The sequence below is a fragment of the Phormidium tenue FACHB-1050 genome (assembly GCF_014696925.1).
Lineage (GTDB): Bacteria > Cyanobacteriota > Cyanobacteriia > Pseudanabaenales > Pseudanabaenaceae > Pseudanabaena.
This window is the reverse complement of sequence record NZ_JACJQY010000011.1, coordinates 46,511-64,942: the sequence shown is the minus strand read 5'-3', so window position 1 is coordinate 64,942 and position 18,432 is coordinate 46,511. Positions and strand designations below refer to the sequence as shown.

Below are 18,432 nucleotides of genomic sequence, written 5' to 3'. Positions count from 1 at the left end.
AAACCCATCTATTTGATATAGGAGTATCGAAATTATGCGTAAACAAATTGTTGAATATACATCACCTTTAGATGCTTTAGTGGCGATCGCAAAACAGTTAAACATCTATGAAATCAAGTATCAAATGGATTCAGAAGAATTTTTTGCTAAATATACTCAAGGCGAAACTTCAGACGATGAAGATTTTATCGAATGGTCAGGCAATTACCAACATTATTTAGCGATCCATCATGATTTAGAGAGCAGGCTCAAAAATGTCGCCTAAAATCCTTCAAGACTATTTCGATGAAATTGATCAACTCCTACGCAACTCCGCCAATATATACGTTGAAGAATTTAAAGTCAGTTCTTTAACATCTGAAAGAGCTAATCTACGTTTGAAAGTTCGTTTTGCTTTCAAATATTTACTGGCAGTTAGTGAAATTATTGTTGTTGTAGATAACCAAATCGAATACATCGATTATCGTTATCACTTTCAAGATGCACAAAATAATTTAATTTTTCGTTATGACAGTACACCACACTTTCCTAAACTGCCTAGCTTCCCACATCACAAGCATCTTCCTGATAACGTAATCGCTTGCAAAAAACCATACATAGCTGAAGTTCTAAAGGAAGTAATGGAACTATTGGAATAAAACCTATGGAATTTCGTATCTCCGACACCTTCATCGATAGCCTTAGCAAGCTTACTGGACAAGAACAAAAAATCGCCAAAATGACTGCTTTTGACTTGCAGCTAAATCCAAGTAGCCCCAGTTTGCGCTATCACAAACTCGAGCGCACTAAAGACCCAAACTTCTGCTCGATCAGTGTCAATCTTGACCTACGTTTGATCGTACATCGCACCGAAAACAGTTTGCTGCTTTGCTATGTCGATCATCATGACAAGGCGTATGCATGGGCAAATCGCCGCAAAATTGAAAACCACCCTAGAACAGGAGCCGCCCAACTTGTCAAAGTTCGCGAGACGGATGAAGAAGTGGTTAGTGAAAAGTGGGCAGTGGATAGCCAGAAATCGGATCTAACCACTAAAAACTTTCCACTATCCACTAAACCAACCGCTAAAAAACTACTATTTGCCCATATCTCTGATGATGATTTGCTTAGTTATGGCATACCTCTAGAATGGATTTCTGATGTCAAATCCGCCAATGAAGATCGACTTTTCGATATGGTCGATCACTTGCCTCAAGAAGCCGCCGAAGCATTGCTAGAAATTGCCACAGGCGGCAAACCTAAACCAACTATTCCGACAACTGCGGTCAATCCTTTCGATCATCCTGACGCACAGCGCCGATTCCGTATCATGAGCAATGCCGAAGAATTGCAACAAGCTCTTGATTATCCTTGGGAAAAGTGGACAGTATTCTTGCATCCCAGTCAGCGATCGCTAGTCGGACGAGACTATAGCGGTGCAGCCCGTGTATCTGGTTCCGCAGGAACGGGTAAAACTATTGTTGCTTTACATCGCGCCGTATTCTTAGCCCGTAAATATCCCAATGCCCAACTATTACTAACCACCTTTTCTCCAGCCCTAGCCAATGCTTTGCAAATCAAGCTAGACAGGTTAATTGGCAACGATACAAAGGTGATTAATCGCATTAGAGTTAGTTCCATTCAAGATATTGCATGGGAGCTTTACAAGCCTTTAGGTAATCTCAAAATTGCCGATCCGTTAAAAGTGCGGGCTAAGTTAGTGGCAATCGCTACTCAAAACCCTAACCGCAAGTTTTCCGAGTCATTGCTATGGGATGAATGGAACGATGTCGTTGATGCTTGGCAACTGGACACATGGGAAGACTATCGAGATGTGACCCGTTTAGGCAGAAAGACTAGGCTAGGAAGCAAACAACGGGAAATACTCTGGGAAGTGTTTCAAGAGGTCAAGAATTGGTTGCGATCGCAAAATCTAATTACATGGTCAGGAGTTTTCTGTGCTGTAACCAAGTCGATTACCCAAACTAATGTTTACCCATTCCAGTTTGCGATCGTTGATGAATGTCAAGACATGGGTATTGCCGAGCTTCGCTTCTTGGCAGCAATCGGCACACAAAGACCCGATAGCCTATTTTTTACAGGTGACTTGGGACAACGCATATTTCAACAGCCTTTTTCGTGGAAGTCTTTAGGTGTTGATATCCGAGGGCGATCGCAAACTCTCACGATTAATTACCGTACTTCATTCCAAATTCGCACCGCCGCCGATCGCCTATTGCCTAGTTCTATCGCTGATGTGGACGGGAACCAAGAACTACGGAAAGACACCATTTCTGTGTTCAATGGTAAAGCCCCAGAAATCAAAATTCTGGATGACGATGATGCTGAAGGTGAATACGTTGCTCAGTGGATTGCCAATCATCTAGCCAATGGTATTCAACCCGAAGAAATCGGTGTATTCGTTCGCGACAAACCTCAAATAGAAAGAGCAATCGCCGCAGTTATGGAAGCTGGTGTAAAACCTGTTGAATTAAGCGATCGATTGTCTTTTGCCGAGGGACGTATTGCAGTTAGCACCATGCACCTAGCCAAAGGCTTAGAGTTTCGGGCTGTAGTTGTCATGGCTTGCGATGACGAGGTTTTACCACTACAGGAGCGAGTCGAAAATATCAGCGATGAATCTGATTTAGAGGAGGTTTACAACACTGAAAGGCATTTGCTCTATGTAGCTTGTACCCGTGCGAGAGATTACCTATTAGTTACAGGTGTCGATCCTGCTTCTGAGTTTTTAGATGACTTGAGGAGTGGCTGAATATGAAATAACTTATCAAAAAGGAGGATGTGCAACTAGTTTGTTATGAGTGGTTTAAGCCGAATATTTAACTAAATTTATAGTTTTTAAAATTTATGGGTAATTTTTTTAGTTGGCTTATAGGAGTCTTTACATCATTATGGAATATATATCCTTTTCTAACTGTTGGAATTGTTTTTGTATTGCTAAGTTTTTGTAACCTAAAGCTAGGTGGAGAGATTATTAGCTTAGAAATTATTTCATTTCCAAAAAGGCTAAGAATATTTTTTCTTCAAATTGGTTTCTTGCTAATTATCATTGAAGGCATACTATTAATTAGGTATGTTGATATTAGCAATCTAAGCAAATATATTGACAATCCATCATCTAGATTCTTCAAGCAGGATATAGTTTATGAATTTCAAGAGATCCCTAAAGAATCAGAAGTAAATGAACTGATATCGAATTATTTTGATATTAATTTTCTTAATAGTCTTTACGGACAAACATACAACTTAGAAGAAGCAAAAAAATATATAACTGGTGAAAGGTATAAGCAGACAGAAGGATGTGAAAAAGAAGAATGTAAGCAGTCAATTAAGTGGTTGAAAAGTAGAAACGCATATTTTAGATTTGGTACTCAAAAAACTCGAATAATTCGCCAATTTATATCTGAAGAGGATAAAGGATTTTATCTGGATGTTTTTGTTAAAGGTACATACCTTTTTTATCAAAATAGAAAACTTATTGAAAGTGAGAGTAAATCTGATTACTGTAGGCTGAGTACATTTAAATTAGCTAAGGAGGGAAGCAACTTAAAAATAGCAAAACTTGTAAGCGTTACACCTACACCTTGTCAATGAACTTACATTCTTAAACTCTAAAACCACCCATGCCACAACCTCCCCTCCCCCAACCCCAAAGAGATCGCACCCCAATCACACTAGAACAATACGAAGCCTACACACCCGAAAAACTAGAGCTATGGGACGGCTTCTATGACTACGGCTACCCAGATGATTTCAAAGGTTTTTATCTTGCGATCCTCACCAATATGGGACTACGCGCCGCCGTTAGCCATGTCCCGATCGCACAATGGTTAGCCGCCATCCAAGAGGTAGCTTTGCAAAATCCCAAGCTTGACGATGCTTTGCGCGATCGGCTAGTTCGAGCGATCTCTGAGTTGAATGAAATAGTCGAGTGTTTGGATGTGAATGTGAATGTTCACTCATCATGAGTTGATTTAGATAAAGTGATGCTCATATGCTATGACTGCTATTACTTAGCAAATACTTACTAGCCATTTTACGCGCATAGCTCTGAAATTTATGAGATGTAAAGTATCTGTTCCTCAAAGAAATTCTTTGACCGCTGTAACTAACAAGCTAACTTTTCGTACTTATCTCAGTAGTATCTTTACAACCCTGATCTGTTCTTTGTCGAGTGTGGCAGTACCTAGCGACTTACTGCGATTAGATGCGATCGCGCAAACTTGGCTAGTAGCCCAATTTAGCGGCACTAATTATGGCTTAGGTCTACCCAAAACTGCAAGCACAGGTGGAGGTACAAGACTTGTCAATCGCGACTTAGACATTGATAGATCTGTCCCTATCACTCCCCCCACAACGCTTAGAGGTGGCGCTTCATCAGCCCCTATCGATAGTCAACAGCAACTATTGAGAGCGCAGCAACTACCGTTACTGATCTTGATTACGCCTGAAGATGGGGCAAGGACAGCGATTTCACAACCTACGCTTTATTGGCATTTACGCGATCAAAATGCTCAAGCTTCTGCATCAGAAATTGATAATCTCGAAAACAATCCGTCTAAAGTAACCACGAAAAATACCTTTGTAGGGAAGTTTAGCCTCACCACCTCAGAGGGAGATAAATCGATTACGATTTTTCAAACTGATCTAAAAATGTCTAGCGGTTTATCTAGCTTCAAATTACCGATCGCTGCTGCTTTGCAACCATCTAAAACCTATCGTTGGCAAATCACTGTAAAGGATAAACGTGCCAAGGAAGTTACGGCAAGCGGCTGGATTGTTTATACCCCACCTAATGACACGATTCAAAAGTCTTTGAATCGAGCATTGACTCTTCGCGATCGCGCCAAGATTTATGCTGAAGCAGGATATTGGTTTGAGGCGATCGATGGCTATACCCGTTGGCTAAACTTTAAACCCGAAGATCTAAAAGCTAGAACAGCCAGAAATGAAATTTTGAAATCAGGATTTGTAACTAATAAAAACCTTGATTTTGATTCTTTTATTGGTTTTTTAAATGCTGATGTGACCAAAAACAAGCAAATTACTGACAAGTAAATTACAGACCTCACCGCAAAGAATTACTCAAAGTTGATTACACTACCAGACATGAATATAAAAAAAATTTTGTTTGTGAGCTATACCGCAGTCTTAGGTGGGGGAGAGCTTTGTTTACTAGACTTTGCCCATGCTTATCGTGAGACTAGTCAAGTAGTATTGCTCACTGACGGTATCTTAAAAAATCGACTCGAAGATTTAGGCGTAAAGGTTGAGGTTTTGCAAGCATCGCGATCGCTTGCTGAGGTGAAAGTATCAAGTGGATTGGCTTCACTCAAATCTATTGGGGATCTATGGAGACTGGGGAAACAAGTTGCTAAAAAAAGCAAAGATTTTGATTTAATTCATGCCAATAACCAAAAAGGATTTGTGGTAGCTGCGATCGCTCGATTATTTGGTGGTGCGCCCGTCGTGTGGCACTTGCACGATATTTTGACGGCAAATATTTTTAGCTCTACAAATCGCAAGATCGCAGTCACATTAGCTAATTGGTTTGCCACCAGAGTGATCGTTAACTCTCAAGCCACAGGGGAAGCTTTTCTCGCCGCAGGAGGCAATCGCAAATTACTACGCACGGTTTATAACGGATTTGATAGTGAAAAATTTGACCAAATTAATGATAATCAAGCAACTTTGCGCGAAGAACTAGGGCTTCCTTGCGATCGCCCTTTGATTGGTATGTTTAGCCGTCTGTCCTATTGGAAAGGACAACATATTTTGCTAGAAGCCGCTAGTAAACTCCCTGATGTGCATGTGTTGTTAGTCGGTGAAGCTCTCTTTGGAGAAGCCGAATATACAGAAAAGCTCAAGAATATAGCAACGCAGGAAAGCCTCAAAGGTCGCGTCCATTGGCTAGGATTTCGGCAAGACATTCCCGCTTTAATGAAAGCTTGCGATGCGATCGCCCATTGCTCGACGGCTCCCGAACCCTTTGGCAGAGTCATTGTGGAGGCTCAATTATCAAAACGTCCTGCGATCGCTACCATTGGCGGTGGCACTAGCGAAATTATCGAAAATGGAGTCACAGGTTTACTGATTCCACCAAATGATCCGCAATTACTCGCTGATGCTATGCAAGAAATTTTTAGCGATCTTGGAGCTACTCAGAGAATAGTCGAGACAGCCTATATCCAAGCCCAAGCTAAGTTTTCGATTCCTTCAGTTTGTCAAGCTTTTGAAATGGCGATCGCCTAATACCAAAATACAAAATGGCTACGCCATTTTGTGCTTTGGTATTAGGCGATCGCCATTCTTGTTAGGAGATGTGTGAGGCGGCGCGAACCCTCTCTAGGAGCCAAAACAGTAAAAGCCTCGCGAAGCGAGGCTTTTACTGTTTTGGCTTTTAAAATTTTGTAGCTTATCCCTAATTAGTGGTGCGGCGCTTCGCACCACTAATTAGGGATAAGGGAGTAAGTACTAAACTTGTGATTGTAAATAGTTAGGTAAGCCAATCTGATCAATGAGCTTAAGCTGTTTTTCCAACCAATAAGCATGATCCTGCTCTGTATCTACAAGTATTTTGAGTAAAATATCGCGGCTTTGGTAATCTTGCTCAACCTCACAAACCGCGATCGCCTCTTTGAGATCAACAATTACTTTATATTCAAAGTCCAAATCATTCTTCAGCATTTCAGGAACAGTTTTGCCAATATTTAACCCATCTTGCTGAGACAGATCGGGTGTACCTTCCAGAAATAGAATTCTCTCAATCAACCAAGTTGCATGTTGGGTTTCATCCGCCATTTCATGGTTAATACGTTCATACAACTTATTCAATCCCCAATCAGCATACATGCGTGAGTGTGTGAAATATTGATCCCGAGCAGCCAACTCACCACTCAACAACTTTGACAACTGCTGTAAAACCTTATCACTGCCTTTCATTATTTTCTCACTTAATATTGTTTAAAGGAACCTAGCGGATCTAATAGATTACATTTGTTATCTATTCTCAAAAAACTAAACCATCGACTGTAAGAAGTTGGGTAAGCCTGAGTTTTCAATTAACCAAACTTGAGACTCTAGCCAATCAATCTGCTCTTCAGTATCTTCTATCAGTTTGGCTAGCAGATCCCGACTTACATAGTCTTGCTGAGTTTCACAAGTCACGACAGCCGCTTTCAACCCATTCAAAATCTCAGTACATAGAGTAAGGTCACTGCCTAGTAATTCAGGTATATTCTCTCCAATCCGAAGACTACCTAAACTTTGTAAATTGGGTAATCCTTCTAGAAAAAGAACTCTTTCAATTAGCTCATCGGCTTGCTTCATCGCCTTGATGGAATAACGATATTCCCGATCATTAAGCTGGTTTAATCCCCAGTTCTTGCACATTCGGGCATGAAGAAAGTATTGGTTAATGGCTGTTAATTGAGCTTTAAGAGCTTCGTTTAACTGACGTTTTACGTCTAGATTTCCTTGCATATAGGATTACCCTAGTTTAATCAGTTGCATTACCTTATTTATCATACTTGACTAAGTAGTTTAAAGTTCAGAATTTTCAGAGTGTAACATTTATAGGACTTACGCTAAAGAATACAGTCTAGAGACAATCCATGAAAAGACTCTACAGCATAGTCTTTTCGATGTATTTGGTAGTCAGCCTTAAGTTATAGACGTTTTCGCTTAAAGGCATAATTATGCCAAATTTAAAATTTTTGACTTGACGGATTTATCGAGTGTAGGCGACAATATTGATAATAATTTGCAATAAGATGCAATTACTTTTATTACATATTTTTTTAAAGGAATTAAAGTAAAGATGTACATTTGTATTTGTAATGCCGTAACCGAGAAAGATATTCAAAAAGCTGTGAGCAAAGGCGCTTGCTCGATCGCTATGCTATCGGAGTTAACGCGATTGGGTAAAGAATGTGGCTGCTGCACTGAAGAAGCCCATCGGGTTATGCAGCAATGCTCAGGCAAGCTTTCAAGAGTGTAAGCATATTTTTGAGGAAGAAAATAGGAACTGATACGCCAATTTAATCTCAACTGACCTTAAAGATTAGGTAAAAGGTAAATTTCTTTTAGTCTTCTGAATTTGCAGAACTAGGATGAGGGCGAAATGCTTTAGAGATCGCAGGGGTAAGCAGAATAGCAAGGGCGATCGCGCTGCCAAAAGCAATATATGGATTAAGAATAATCAGACGCGAAGCTGGGATTGAGGCATCTACACTAAGAACATCATCAAAAACCGTAGGGATTTCTAGCAACTTGTCAGCAGATGGTGGTGAAATCCAATCAAGAGAAGCGGCGATCGCAGGAAACATGATGGAACTAAAGAAACACAAACTTAGAAATCTTGCCCAAGATTTTAAATACCACAACCCGATCGCCAATAGAATTGGCACGATACTAAATCCTAAAAAAGCAATATCTGAAACTAATTGTAAATTAATAGAATTACTATCTACTAAAGGAACGTTGCCATCTAATAAACGATAGATATAAAAATTAAGAATGCGATCGCAAACCAAGACGATACTCATCCCCATCATCATAGTTGAGAGAATGGTAATAGCGATCGGGCGTTTGACAGTTCTAGATTTCATCATGCTCATAGTGTGAATTTTAGATTAAGAAAGAACATCGCGCAGTGACGATCTTTCGATTAGGGTTGAGTGAGATAGCGCGGCAAATGACGAAACAACTTGCTAGACTGCATCATGCGTAATGTGTAATAACTAGCAGTTGGCAAAAAGATAATCATCGACCAACCAAACTGATCGGGGACTTTTATTTGAAAAAATGTTGGGAAAGCTAACATCAAAATCACTGAAATTCCAACCGATAAAATCCCCAGAATCGCAGCTGTAGAGTTTTTGAGAAGAGTATTCACTTTCCATATCGATATATTAGTAATACTCCAAAATACAAATAGACAGAAAAGCATCCCAATAAAAGTACTCACGCATTGTGCTTGACCTCTAGCAATATCCGCAAAAGCCTCGGTGCTAATCACAGTTGAACTATAGGGAACTTTAAGCAAAGCCCAACCGCTAATGTAATAGGAAAAGACATAGCCGATGGTCATCGCGATCGCCCCAAAAATACCAGCAATACAGCTATAGCCCAAGACATCGCGTAAGAAATTCTCAAGTCTCACAGTTTTTAGCCAGCCAAAGGCAATCCAAATCGTCGGAAAACCCACTACAGCCATTGTCAAAACCGTCATGTGACGCGGCTCCACGGGAAAGGGAAGTTGCACAAATCCTGCAAAGGAAATCGTCAAAATCACCATAATATTTTTGGTGAGATAGAGTAGAGCCGTAGAGAGAATCTTCTGTTTAATGTCATCTCCTGCGCTAAAGGCTTGTGGTAGGGCTGAGAGATTGTTATCCAGTAAGACGATATCCGCTACATCTTTACTGATCTGTGCGCCATCATTCATGGCGATCGCCAGTTGCGCTTCCTTAAAGGCTGGCACATCATTGACCCCATCACCAACCATCCCCACATAGCCGCCACGCTTGACCATTGACGAAATTAGGCGACGTTTCATGTCGGGGGTGATCCTGCCAAAGACTGCGCCAGAAGCAGCGGCTCGACTAAAGGTGGGCGCATCCATCGCTTCTAAAGTCTTTTGTGTAAACACCGCATCATCGGGAACCGCAATTCCTGCCTGACGGGCGATTGAGGCGACGGTTTCGACGCTATCGCCTGAAATTACTTTGAGGCGAATATTTTTGTTTTGTAATTCGGCGATCGTCTCGATTACATCAGGACGGAGACTATCTTCGAGTAAGACCAATCCGCGATCGCGTCGATTAGTTGGCAAGGCGGGATTTTTTTCAGAAACATCAAAACTATCTTCACTAGTAACCACAGCGATCGCCCGCAATCCCTGTCTTCCGTATTGCTTGGCTTTTTCCTGCATTTCAGGATTGGTAAATAAGATTTCGGGCGCACCAACCATGATTGTTGTGCCGATATCAATCGCGATCGCCCCCCATTTACGTCCAGAACTAAAGGGAACTTCGCTAACAAACTTGGCTGGAGATCTGGGTTTATCCGTAAAAGTTGCCATCGCCTTGGCACTGCTATTCTGAGAACCCATTAGATTTGTGTAGAGAGCGATTAACTCGCGGAGTGAATCCTCATCGGTATCACCCAAAGGCACAATCTCTTTAACGACAAGCTTATTTTGGGTCAGCGTTCCTGTTTTATCAGTACAAAGAATCCGCACACTATTCATCGAATCAACAGCATTGATCTTTTGAATCAAGGTGCGCCGCTTACTAATTTCCACCGCACCGATCGCAAAGGCTACGCTAATCGATAGGATTAAACCTGCTGGCACGAAGCTATTGATGATTACCGAAGCATAGCGAATCGTATCCACCATCGTCCGCCCCGAATTAAGACTAGATGCGACATGCAAGAACGCCGCCACAATCAGCACTAGCACAAAAATTTCGACGAGAACATCAATCTTTTTCTGTAAAGGTGTAAAGACTCGCTTATACACACGCGAAGACTGCGATAGCTTCACTGCATAGCTTTCATTGCCAATTTTGTCGGCACGAAATACGCAACTTCCCGCTAAACAGAAGGAACCCGACAGCACAATGTCATCAATTTGTTTAGCAACAGGATCGGATTCCCCTGTAAGCAGTGATTCATCCATTTCCACATTTTGGGATACCAACACTGCGCCATCCACAGGAGCGCGATCGCCCGGATTCAGTTCGATCAGATCATCACGTACCACCTCACCCACAGGAACCTCTTTCGATTCACCGTCACGCCGCACTTTTACCTTCTGCACCGACAACAAAGCCAGTTTATCTAGCGTCAGCTTGGCTTGAATTTCCTGTGCAACACCCACAAGAATATTCATAAATACTGAAAATCCTGAAAAGAACGCATCGGTAATTTGTCCAAGCGCCATCATCAAGACTAAGACCACGCCAAAGGTAACGTTAAATAATGTAAAAACGTTTTCTTGGAAAATGTCTTTATAGGTGCGACTCGAACGCATCACCACGACATTGATATCACCACGCCGCTTTCGATCAGCGACTTCAGCTTCACTCAGTCCTATTTCAGGATTTATGACGACATTAGGCGAGGCGATCACAGGCAAGTCTGACGTATTGTCTGGTGTAGGTTGTGACATAGACACACAGGTATCATTTTTAGTAAGCAGTATAAGATCTCTAAGTCAATATTGAAAATCAGAGTTTAAACTTAATATCTATGATTACGTTGCAAGTAAATGGTGACGATCGCACCTGTGAGCCAAATCTCACGATGATCGAATTGCTGAAATATTTAGGAATGAACCCTCGCCTAGTTGCCGTGGAATATAACGGCGAGATTTTGCATCGTCAACTCTGGGAAAACACGATTATCCAAAACAGCGATCGCTTAGAAATCGTCACCATTGTTGGCGGCGGTTAGAAGCCTCGACAAATTAAGAGCGCTATAATTTGGTCAGTACATCTTTAATTAATTAGCATCACAGGCAATTGGCATCGGCTATGATCGCAACATCACAAATCCCCGCTACTGTCCTTACAGGCTTCCTCGGCGCAGGCAAAACTACATTACTTAATCACATCCTCACAGCTGAGCATGGCAAAAAAGTTGCCGTGATTGTCAATGAATTTGGCGAAGTGGGCATCGATCAGCAACTGGTCATCGGTGCTGACGAAGAAATTTTTGAAATGAATAATGGTTGCATTTGCTGCACTGTACGTGGCGATCTGATTCGGATTATTGGCAATCTGATGCGCCGTCGCAATAAATTCGATCATCTCTTGATCGAAACCACGGGATTAGCCGATCCTGGTCCTGTGATTCAAACTTTCTTTATGGATGAAGATATCCATAAACAAGTTGAGCTGGATGCGGTGGTGACGGTGGTTGATGCTAAGCATGTCCAACAACATTGGGGCGATCGCGAAGTTCTCGAACAAATTGGATTCGCCGATGTGATTTTGCTGAATAAGACTGATTTGGTGACTGAAGCTGAATTAGTGGAATTAGAAGCGAAAATCAAGCATCTCAATGTCTTAGCCAGAGTTGATCGAGTCCAATTAAATCAAACCAATACTGAGAATATTGAGGACAGCATCAATAAAGTTCTCAATGTCGGTGGCTTTGACCTCAATCGCATTCTTGAGAAGAATCCAGAATTTCTCGCGGCTCAAGTCAAAGAAGAACATAATCACGACCATGACCATGACCATGCTCACGATCACCACGACCATGACCATGCTCATCATGAGCATGAACACCACGAACATCATCACCATATCCATGATGAGGAAGTTGGCTCGGTCAGCATTTTAGAAGCAGGTGTGGTCAATCCTTACAAATTCCAAGCTTGGATTAGTGAGCTATTGAAAACTCAAGGTCAAGATATTTTTCGCTCTAAGGGAATTATTAATCTCTCTGGTTCTGATGAGCGTTTGGTATTTCAAGGTGTGCATATGCAGTTTGATGCAACTCGCGATCGCCCTTGGAAAGACAATGAACTCCGCAAAAATCAATTGGTCTTCATTGGCAGACATTTAGAGAGCGACAAGCTCCGTGAAGGTTTTATGGGTTGTTTGGTTTAAGCATTTATTAAAATTGAAGTTGCGCCCCTACGAGGCTCAACTTCAAGGGCTTTAGTAATTTATCTCCGTCTGGGGCGACGCGCCGATCGCTTAATTGGTGGTTCATCTTCGTAAGGTTTTTCATAGGGCTTATCATAGTTACTTCCATAAGACTTAGGGCGATCGCCAAAATCATCACGGGAATCATCTTTGTCCCAATTATCAAAACTATCAACATCACCTTTGTAGACATTTCTGGGCGGATCTAAAGGCTCAGCATAGGGATCGGTGTAACGATCTGGAGAGCGATCAAAGTCACTGTCGCGATCGAAATTAAAGTCTTGCGGTGGGCGTGATTTTGTGCGGGGGCGGCGCTTAGGTTTAGGGCGAGGAGCGCTATATTCATCTTCATATAAATCACGGTCTTGACGACTTTGATAGAGCTTCGTTGCCTGTTGCCCCGCTTGATTAAAGAGTTTGCCCAGCTTTTCATCGATCTCAAAGCCTTTGCGGGTTTGAATGGAAATCGTGCCACTGATGCGATCGTGGAAGGCTTGACGCTTTTCGTTATCAACGATCGCAAAAGCTGCATCGGCGACAAAGGGAATCCATGCAAAGACAATCAGGGTGGAGGTGATCGTTTTAATCAGAAAAATGGAGCAGATAAATACAAATATCTCCCGCTTCATAAATGCACCGAGTCCAGCCGTTTTGCCATATTCCGCATCAATCACACGAATGCTGATTAGCCATCTGCCAAAGCTCTGTCCCTGTGCGCGGGCGGCAATAAACACCCGAAAGACAAACCATGTCGAGATAAATATAAATAGATGCAGAGGGTTAGCTGGGTCAATCGATAGGATTGATACGGTTAATTCGGAAATAAACCAACAACTTAAAAAGTCTACGATGAGCGCTCCGAGGCGTTGATTGACCGTAGCAAGGGGATAGCGGCTGTAGGCTGGCTCGAAGTCCATTGTGATTGCTTATTGTGATTGCTTGATTCGGGATGATTGCACAGAGTTATATTCTATGCCTTTATACTTGCACTTACAGCGCAAAGCGCTAAATGAAAACCCAAAGAAATTTTTGAGATAGCCGCTTCGCGGCGCTCTCAAAAATTTCTTAGTGCTACTTAAAGCTTCGATAGACTATGGCAAAGGAGCAATATCAAAATGACACAGGCTATAACTTATAAATCAGAGATGAGTATGAGAAAAAAAGGCTATCACATCCCTGAGCAATGGCAGTTTAGCCGTGACATTGAGGCAATGTTGAGAGTTAAGTTTTGGGATGACTAATCATTAATATTCTCTTTGAGCTTGACACTCTCAGTCGCTAAAGCGACTGAGAGTGTCAAGCTCAAAATGGCGAGCGATCGCCATCATTTCACATCAAGGGATACAATCATTTAGATAGTAGGTAACGATCGCAAAGTAAAACTCTATAGCAGTCTATGGCAATAATTATTGATGGCAAAGCCCTTGCAAAAAAGATGCAAAAGGCGATCGCCGAAGAAGTCGCGCAACTACAACCGCAGTATGGTCGTCCTCCGGGGCTAGCTGTGCTAATGGTGGGAGACAATCCTGCTAGTGCCGCCTATGTCAAAAACAAAGAAACTGCCTGCCATAAATCAGGAATTGCCTCCTTTGGCAAACATTTTCCTGCAAGCGTTACTCAGACTGAACTAGAGCAAGTTATTGATGAATTAAATGCCGATGATCGTGTTGATGGCATTTTGATTCAGTTGCCATTGCCTGACAAATTTGATGCGATCGCCCTCTTAAATCGCCTTGATCCCGCCAAAGATGCCGATGGTTTGCATCCTAATAACTTAGGTAAATTGGTGCGGGGTGAATTAGGCTTGCAGAGTTGTACACCTGCGGGAGTGATGGAGTTATTAGCCGAAGCCAAAATTGATATTGCTGGCAAAAATGCCGTGGTAATCGGTCGGAGTATTCTCGTGGGTAAACCTGTCGCCCTAATGCTACTCGAAGAAAATGCCACCGTTACGATCGCCCATTCCCGCACTAAAAACCTTACTGAAATTACTCGCAAAGCTGACATTTTAATTGCAGCGATCGGTAAGCCTGAATTTGTAACTGCCGAGATGGTGAAGCCAGACGCAGTAGTAATTGACGTGGGCATTAACCGTATTACTGACTACGAAGGTAAATCGCGCTTAGTTGGCGATGTGGACTATGCCAGTGTTAGTGAAGTTGCTTCACACATTACACCTGTCCCTGGAGGTGTTGGTCCCATGACCGTGACTATGCTGCTGCACAATACCTTGTGGAGTTACAAAGAAAAGTTTGCTAAATCCAATAAATTATCGATTGCACAGCCTTAAGCGGTGCAATCGATAATTTTGTTGTTTCCAGCGCCGAAGGCGCTGGAAACAACAAAATCAGTTTTGTAAAAGCCCGCCAACGGTGAGCTTTTACAAAACCGACTTTTACTATGAGAATTGCTGGCAATCAACAAATTCTTAGGTGAGAGATCGCAAGACATTGCATAATATACATTCTGGATATAGTCAGAAATTTTGCCCCAATTGTTGACCTTAGTTGTTGTCAAAATTGTCGAAGTTATTGTCGAAATCATTGCTAAGCCATGCCATCACAAACAGTTGCATTCAATCTAGATAAATATTTACGCGATCTCAAACAAGAGGTTGAGGCAGCCCTTGATGCTTCGATCGCTGTTACCTATCCCGAAAAAATTTATGAATCCATGCGCTACTCGCTAATGGCTGGTGGCAAGCGTTTGCGTCCGATCCTCTGCCTTGCCGCTTGTGAATTGCTTGGTGGCGATCGCGCCTCAGCAATGCCCACCGCCTGTGCAATGGAAATGGTTCATACGATGTCATTGATCCATGATGATCTGCCAGCCATGGATAATGATGATTTTCGGCGCGGCAAACCGACGAATCACAAGGTTTATGGCGATGATATTGCAATTTTGGCGGGGGATGCTTTACTGGCTTACGCTTTTGAATTTATCGCAGAACAAACTAAGGGTGTACCCGCAGAGCGAATTTTAAAGGCGATCGCCCATCTCGGTCATGCGGTAGCTGCAACGGGTTTAGTCGGCGGTCAAGTCGTTGATCTAGAATGTGAAGGTAAGCCCGATGTAACTGCTGAAACCCTCACATTCATCCATATTCACAAAACAGCCGCCTTACTGGAGTCCTGTGTCATCTGTGGAGCATTACTAGCTGGTGCAAATGATACTGACATCACACGCTTATCCACCTATGCTAATAACATTGGTTTAGCGTTTCAAATCATTGATGACATCCTCGACATCACCTCGACTTCTGAGCAACTTGGCAAGACTGCTGGTAAGGATATCGCCGCTCAAAAAGTTACCTATCCTAGCTTGTGGGGCATCGAAACCTCTCAGCAAAAGGCTCAGGAACTCGTAGAACAAGCCAAAGCTCAACTTGTGAGTTATGGCGATGCGGCGTTACCTCTGATGGCACTTGCTGATTACATCACTGCTCGAAAAAACTAAACCTTCTTTCTCGACTTTTCTTGACCCTTTTTCTTGATCCTAAAATTGTTGCAATTGATATGAACATCCATCCTGTTGGCGAAATCCTCGATAACCAAGTTCTGCTAATTGCTTTATGTTCTAGCTTGACTGCTCAACTCCTCAAACTGTTTATTGAGCTAGCCCAATTTGGGAAAATTAGATTCAAGGTACTATTTGAAACAGGTGGTATGCCTAGCTCCCATTCGGCTTTAGTTTCGGCACTGGCGACAGGGATCGGACGCACTCAAGGATGGGACACACCGCAATTTGCGATCGCTACAGTTTTCGCTTTTATCGTGATGTATGATGCCGCAGGTATTCGCCTCGCCGCAGGTAAGCAAGCCAAAGTTCTTAATCAAATTATGGTGGAAGTGTTTGAAGAAGAACACGATCCTCTTAAAGAATTATTAGGTCATACACCAGCCCAAGTCGTTGCTGGCTCTGTCTTAGGAATATTACTGATGTGGTGGTTCTTGTAGAATGCGATCGCAATCTACAAAAGTATTACAGCGCTTTGCACTCAAACCCAAACCCAAAAATCTGTGAAAGCATTGCTTCGCGACGCTTTCACAGATTTTTTGTAGTTCGTTTGATCGGTAATTGCTGTAATACCAAAACACAAAATGGCTATACTATTTTGTGTTTTTAAAACCACTACTGGGTTCGATTTTTAATTCCCAAAAGTGTGGCAACACTTTCGGGAATTGGTATAAGAGATGATCAAAACTTTTAAGTAAAGTTGTGGATTTATCAATAGTATAGCTGTCGCCATTCTTGTTAGGACATAAAACCCAAATAGTGTGAGGCGGCGCTTCGCGCCGCCTCACACTATTTGGGTTTTGATTTGTCCAAATACACTTGATTACAGCTATAAGTTTTGCTTAGGACATAAAACCCAAAAGATGAGTGGCGGCGCGAAGCGCCGCCTCACACTATTTGGGTTTTATGTCCTAAGCTATCTCTTGCATTGCTATAGTTTAGACAAAATTAGTAATTAAGCATGGCAAGTATAGAAGTAGTAGTAATTGGCGGTGGGGCAGCAGGTTTCTTTGGGGCAATTCATGCAGCGCAATCACCACATACGCGAGTAACTTTATTAGAGTCAGGACGACAACCGCTTGCCAAGGTGAGAATTTCAGGTGGAGGGAGGTGCAATGTTACCCATCATTGTTTTGAACCTTCACAATTAGTCCAGAACTATCCCAGAGGTGGGAAGGCTTTGCGAGGTGCATTTTCTCGCTTTCAGCCGTTGGATGTAGTGCGCTGGTTTAACGCCGAAGGAGTAAAATTAAAAACAGAAGCTGATGGTCGCATGTTTCCTGTTACTGATGATTCAGAAACAATTGTGGAAGCCTTGATGTTTGCGGCTAAAAAAGCTGGTGTTTTTCTTCGCAATAATGTTTTAGTACAGAAGATTGAGCATCTAGGCGACAGCAAATTTGATGTGATTCTTAAAAATGGTGAAAATCTAGTTTGCGATCGCCTATTACTCGCTACAGGTAGCAGCCCATCTGGATATGCGATCGCGCGATCGCTAGGTCATGAACTAGAGCCTCCTGTACCTTCACTTTTCACCTTTAATATCAAAGATTCTAAACTACATGAACTCGCTGGTGTGAGCATAAATCCCGCCACAGTTAAGCTTCTAACTTCAAATCCTAGTAATGAAAAGAAAAAGTCTCGCAATCAATTAGAACAATCGGGAGCTTTGTTAATTACACATTGGGGATTGAGTGGACCCGCCGTTTTGAAGTTGTCGGCATGGGCGGCGCGAGAATTACACGATTGTAACTATCAAGCCAAATTAGCTGTTAATTGGATTCCGACGCTCAAAGTAGAAGCAGTGAAGCAAATTCTCTTAACTGCGAAAACTGATCAGCCGAAAAAGTTTATCTCTAATTATTGTCCTGTCGATATTTCTCTACGTTTATGGGAATATTTGCTAGATAAAGCAGAAGTAGAATTAGAGAAACGTTGGGCAGATATTTCTAATAAGGCAATTCAGCAAATTGTGAATGTATTAACCGCTAGTGAATATGCGATCGCAGGTAAAGGTGTATTTAAAGAAGAGTTTGTCACCTGTGGCGGCATTCGCTTGCAAGATGTTAACTTTCAGACGATGGAAAGTAAGATTTGCTCAGGTTTATTTTTTGCGGGAGAGATATTAGATATTGATGGTGTGACAGGTGGTTTTAATTTCCAAAATGCTTGGACTACTGCTTGGATTGCTGCCCAAGGTATTACATCAATGTAAAGTAAAAAAAGTACAAAGTATTTCTTTTGCTTTTTAAAT

The 18,432-nt window shown here is 42.1% G+C and carries 20 protein-coding genes; 15 read left to right on the top strand and 5 right to left on the bottom strand.

Annotation, left to right across the window (positions count from 1 at the left end):
- Positions 1-34 precede the first annotated feature (34 nt).
- The 7 genes from tumA to H6G05_RS09300 all read left to right on the top strand — a co-directional run bounded on the left by tumA (position 35) and on the right by H6G05_RS09300 (position 6,252).
- A complete protein-coding gene (tumA, locus tag H6G05_RS09330) occupies positions 35-265 on the top strand; it encodes an antitoxin TumA (RefSeq protein ID WP_190577918.1) in 231 nt (76 codons plus the stop codon).
- Positions 255-638, top strand: coding sequence for a toxin TumE (tumE, locus tag H6G05_RS09325; protein WP_190577917.1), 384 nt, complete (start codon positions 255-257; stop codon positions 636-638). The genes tumA and tumE overlap by 11 nt, the downstream gene beginning before the upstream one ends.
- Positions 639-643: 5 nt before the next feature.
- Positions 644-2,752, top strand: coding sequence for a 3'-5' exonuclease (locus H6G05_RS09320; protein WP_190577916.1), 2,109 nt, complete (start codon positions 644-646; stop codon positions 2,750-2,752).
- A gap of 95 nt (positions 2,753-2,847) precedes the next feature.
- Positions 2,848-3,594 carry an IMS domain-containing protein gene (locus H6G05_RS09315; protein ID WP_190577915.1) on the top strand — a complete coding sequence of 249 codons (747 nt, stop codon included), beginning with the start codon at positions 2,848-2,850 and terminating at the stop codon, positions 3,592-3,594.
- A 29-nt stretch (positions 3,595-3,623) separates the two neighbouring features.
- Positions 3,624-3,968 carry a hypothetical protein gene (locus H6G05_RS09310; protein WP_190577914.1) on the top strand — a complete coding sequence of 115 codons (345 nt, stop codon included), beginning with the start codon at positions 3,624-3,626 and terminating at the stop codon, positions 3,966-3,968.
- A 91-nt stretch (positions 3,969-4,059) separates the two neighbouring features.
- Positions 4,060-5,058 (top strand): DUF928 domain-containing protein, encoded by a 999-nt coding sequence (locus H6G05_RS09305; protein WP_190577913.1) that lies wholly within the window; start codon positions 4,060-4,062, stop codon positions 5,056-5,058.
- 51 nt (positions 5,059-5,109) lie between these two features.
- A complete protein-coding gene (locus tag H6G05_RS09300) occupies positions 5,110-6,252 on the top strand; it encodes a glycosyltransferase family 4 protein (protein WP_190577912.1) in 1,143 nt (380 codons plus the stop codon).
- A 222-nt stretch (positions 6,253-6,474) separates the two neighbouring features.
- Here the strand turns inward: H6G05_RS09300 and bfr (H6G05_RS09295) are convergent, their stop codons facing one another.
- On the bottom strand, positions 6,475-6,942 hold the full coding sequence (gene bfr / locus H6G05_RS09295; RefSeq protein WP_190577911.1) for a bacterioferritin: 468 nt from the start codon (positions 6,940-6,942) through the stop codon (positions 6,475-6,477).
- Positions 6,943-7,017: 75 nt separating this feature from the next.
- Positions 7,018-7,482 (bottom strand): bacterioferritin, encoded by a 465-nt coding sequence (bfr, locus tag H6G05_RS09290; protein ID WP_190577910.1) that lies wholly within the window; start codon positions 7,480-7,482, stop codon positions 7,018-7,020.
- Positions 7,483-7,819: 337 nt separating this feature from the next.
- On the opposite strand from bfr (H6G05_RS09290), the gene H6G05_RS09285 reads away from it, so the two are divergent.
- Positions 7,820-7,999 carry a (2Fe-2S)-binding protein gene (locus tag H6G05_RS09285; protein WP_190577909.1) on the top strand — a complete coding sequence of 60 codons (180 nt, stop codon included), beginning with the start codon at positions 7,820-7,822 and terminating at the stop codon, positions 7,997-7,999.
- Positions 8,000-8,084: 85 nt separating this feature from the next.
- Here the strand turns inward: H6G05_RS09285 and H6G05_RS09280 are convergent, their stop codons facing one another.
- Both H6G05_RS09280 and H6G05_RS09275 read right to left on the bottom strand, forming a co-directional pair.
- Positions 8,085-8,618, bottom strand: a complete 534-nt coding sequence (locus H6G05_RS09280; protein WP_190577908.1) for a hypothetical protein — start codon at positions 8,616-8,618, stop codon at positions 8,085-8,087.
- 50 nt (positions 8,619-8,668) lie between these two features.
- Positions 8,669-11,176 (bottom strand): HAD-IC family P-type ATPase, encoded by a 2,508-nt coding sequence (locus H6G05_RS09275; RefSeq protein ID WP_190577907.1) that lies wholly within the window; start codon positions 11,174-11,176, stop codon positions 8,669-8,671.
- 80 nt (positions 11,177-11,256) lie between these two features.
- On the opposite strand from H6G05_RS09275, the gene thiS reads away from it, so the two are divergent.
- Together thiS and H6G05_RS09265 are read left to right on the top strand one after the other, a co-directional pair.
- A complete protein-coding gene (thiS, locus tag H6G05_RS09270) occupies positions 11,257-11,460 on the top strand; it encodes a sulfur carrier protein ThiS (RefSeq protein WP_190577906.1) in 204 nt (67 codons plus the stop codon).
- An 80-nt stretch (positions 11,461-11,540) separates the two neighbouring features.
- Positions 11,541-12,623, top strand: coding sequence for a CobW family GTP-binding protein (locus H6G05_RS09265; RefSeq protein WP_190577905.1), 1,083 nt, complete (start codon positions 11,541-11,543; stop codon positions 12,621-12,623).
- Between the two features lie 59 nt (positions 12,624-12,682).
- On the opposite strand, the gene H6G05_RS09260 is transcribed toward H6G05_RS09265, so the two are convergent.
- Positions 12,683-13,579, bottom strand: a complete 897-nt coding sequence (locus tag H6G05_RS09260; protein WP_190577904.1) for an RDD family protein — start codon at positions 13,577-13,579, stop codon at positions 12,683-12,685.
- A gap of 198 nt (positions 13,580-13,777) precedes the next feature.
- On the opposite strand from H6G05_RS09260, the gene H6G05_RS25605 reads away from it, so the two are divergent.
- The 5 genes from H6G05_RS25605 to H6G05_RS09240 all read left to right on the top strand — a co-directional run bounded on the left by H6G05_RS25605 (position 13,778) and on the right by H6G05_RS09240 (position 18,393).
- Positions 13,778-13,903, top strand: coding sequence for a hypothetical protein (locus H6G05_RS25605; RefSeq protein WP_277874752.1), 126 nt, complete (start codon positions 13,778-13,780; stop codon positions 13,901-13,903).
- Between the two features lie 155 nt (positions 13,904-14,058).
- Positions 14,059-14,952 (top strand): bifunctional methylenetetrahydrofolate dehydrogenase/methenyltetrahydrofolate cyclohydrolase FolD, encoded by an 894-nt coding sequence (gene folD, locus H6G05_RS09255; RefSeq protein WP_190577903.1) that lies wholly within the window; start codon positions 14,059-14,061, stop codon positions 14,950-14,952.
- Between the two features lie 263 nt (positions 14,953-15,215).
- Entirely contained in the window at positions 15,216-16,118 is a 903-nt protein-coding gene (gene crtE / locus H6G05_RS09250) for a geranylgeranyl diphosphate synthase CrtE (protein ID WP_190577902.1), read from the top strand.
- 65 nt (positions 16,119-16,183) lie between these two features.
- The gene (locus H6G05_RS09245; RefSeq protein ID WP_190577952.1) at positions 16,184-16,618 is read left to right on the top strand and encodes a divergent PAP2 family protein; all 435 of its coding nucleotides are present in this window, start codon (positions 16,184-16,186) and stop codon (positions 16,616-16,618) included.
- Between the two features lie 521 nt (positions 16,619-17,139).
- Positions 17,140-18,393: a BaiN/RdsA family NAD(P)/FAD-dependent oxidoreductase gene (locus tag H6G05_RS09240; protein ID WP_190577901.1), complete on the top strand. Its 1,254-nt coding sequence runs from the start codon at positions 17,140-17,142 to the stop codon at positions 18,391-18,393.
- Positions 18,394-18,432: the final 39 nt, after the last annotated feature.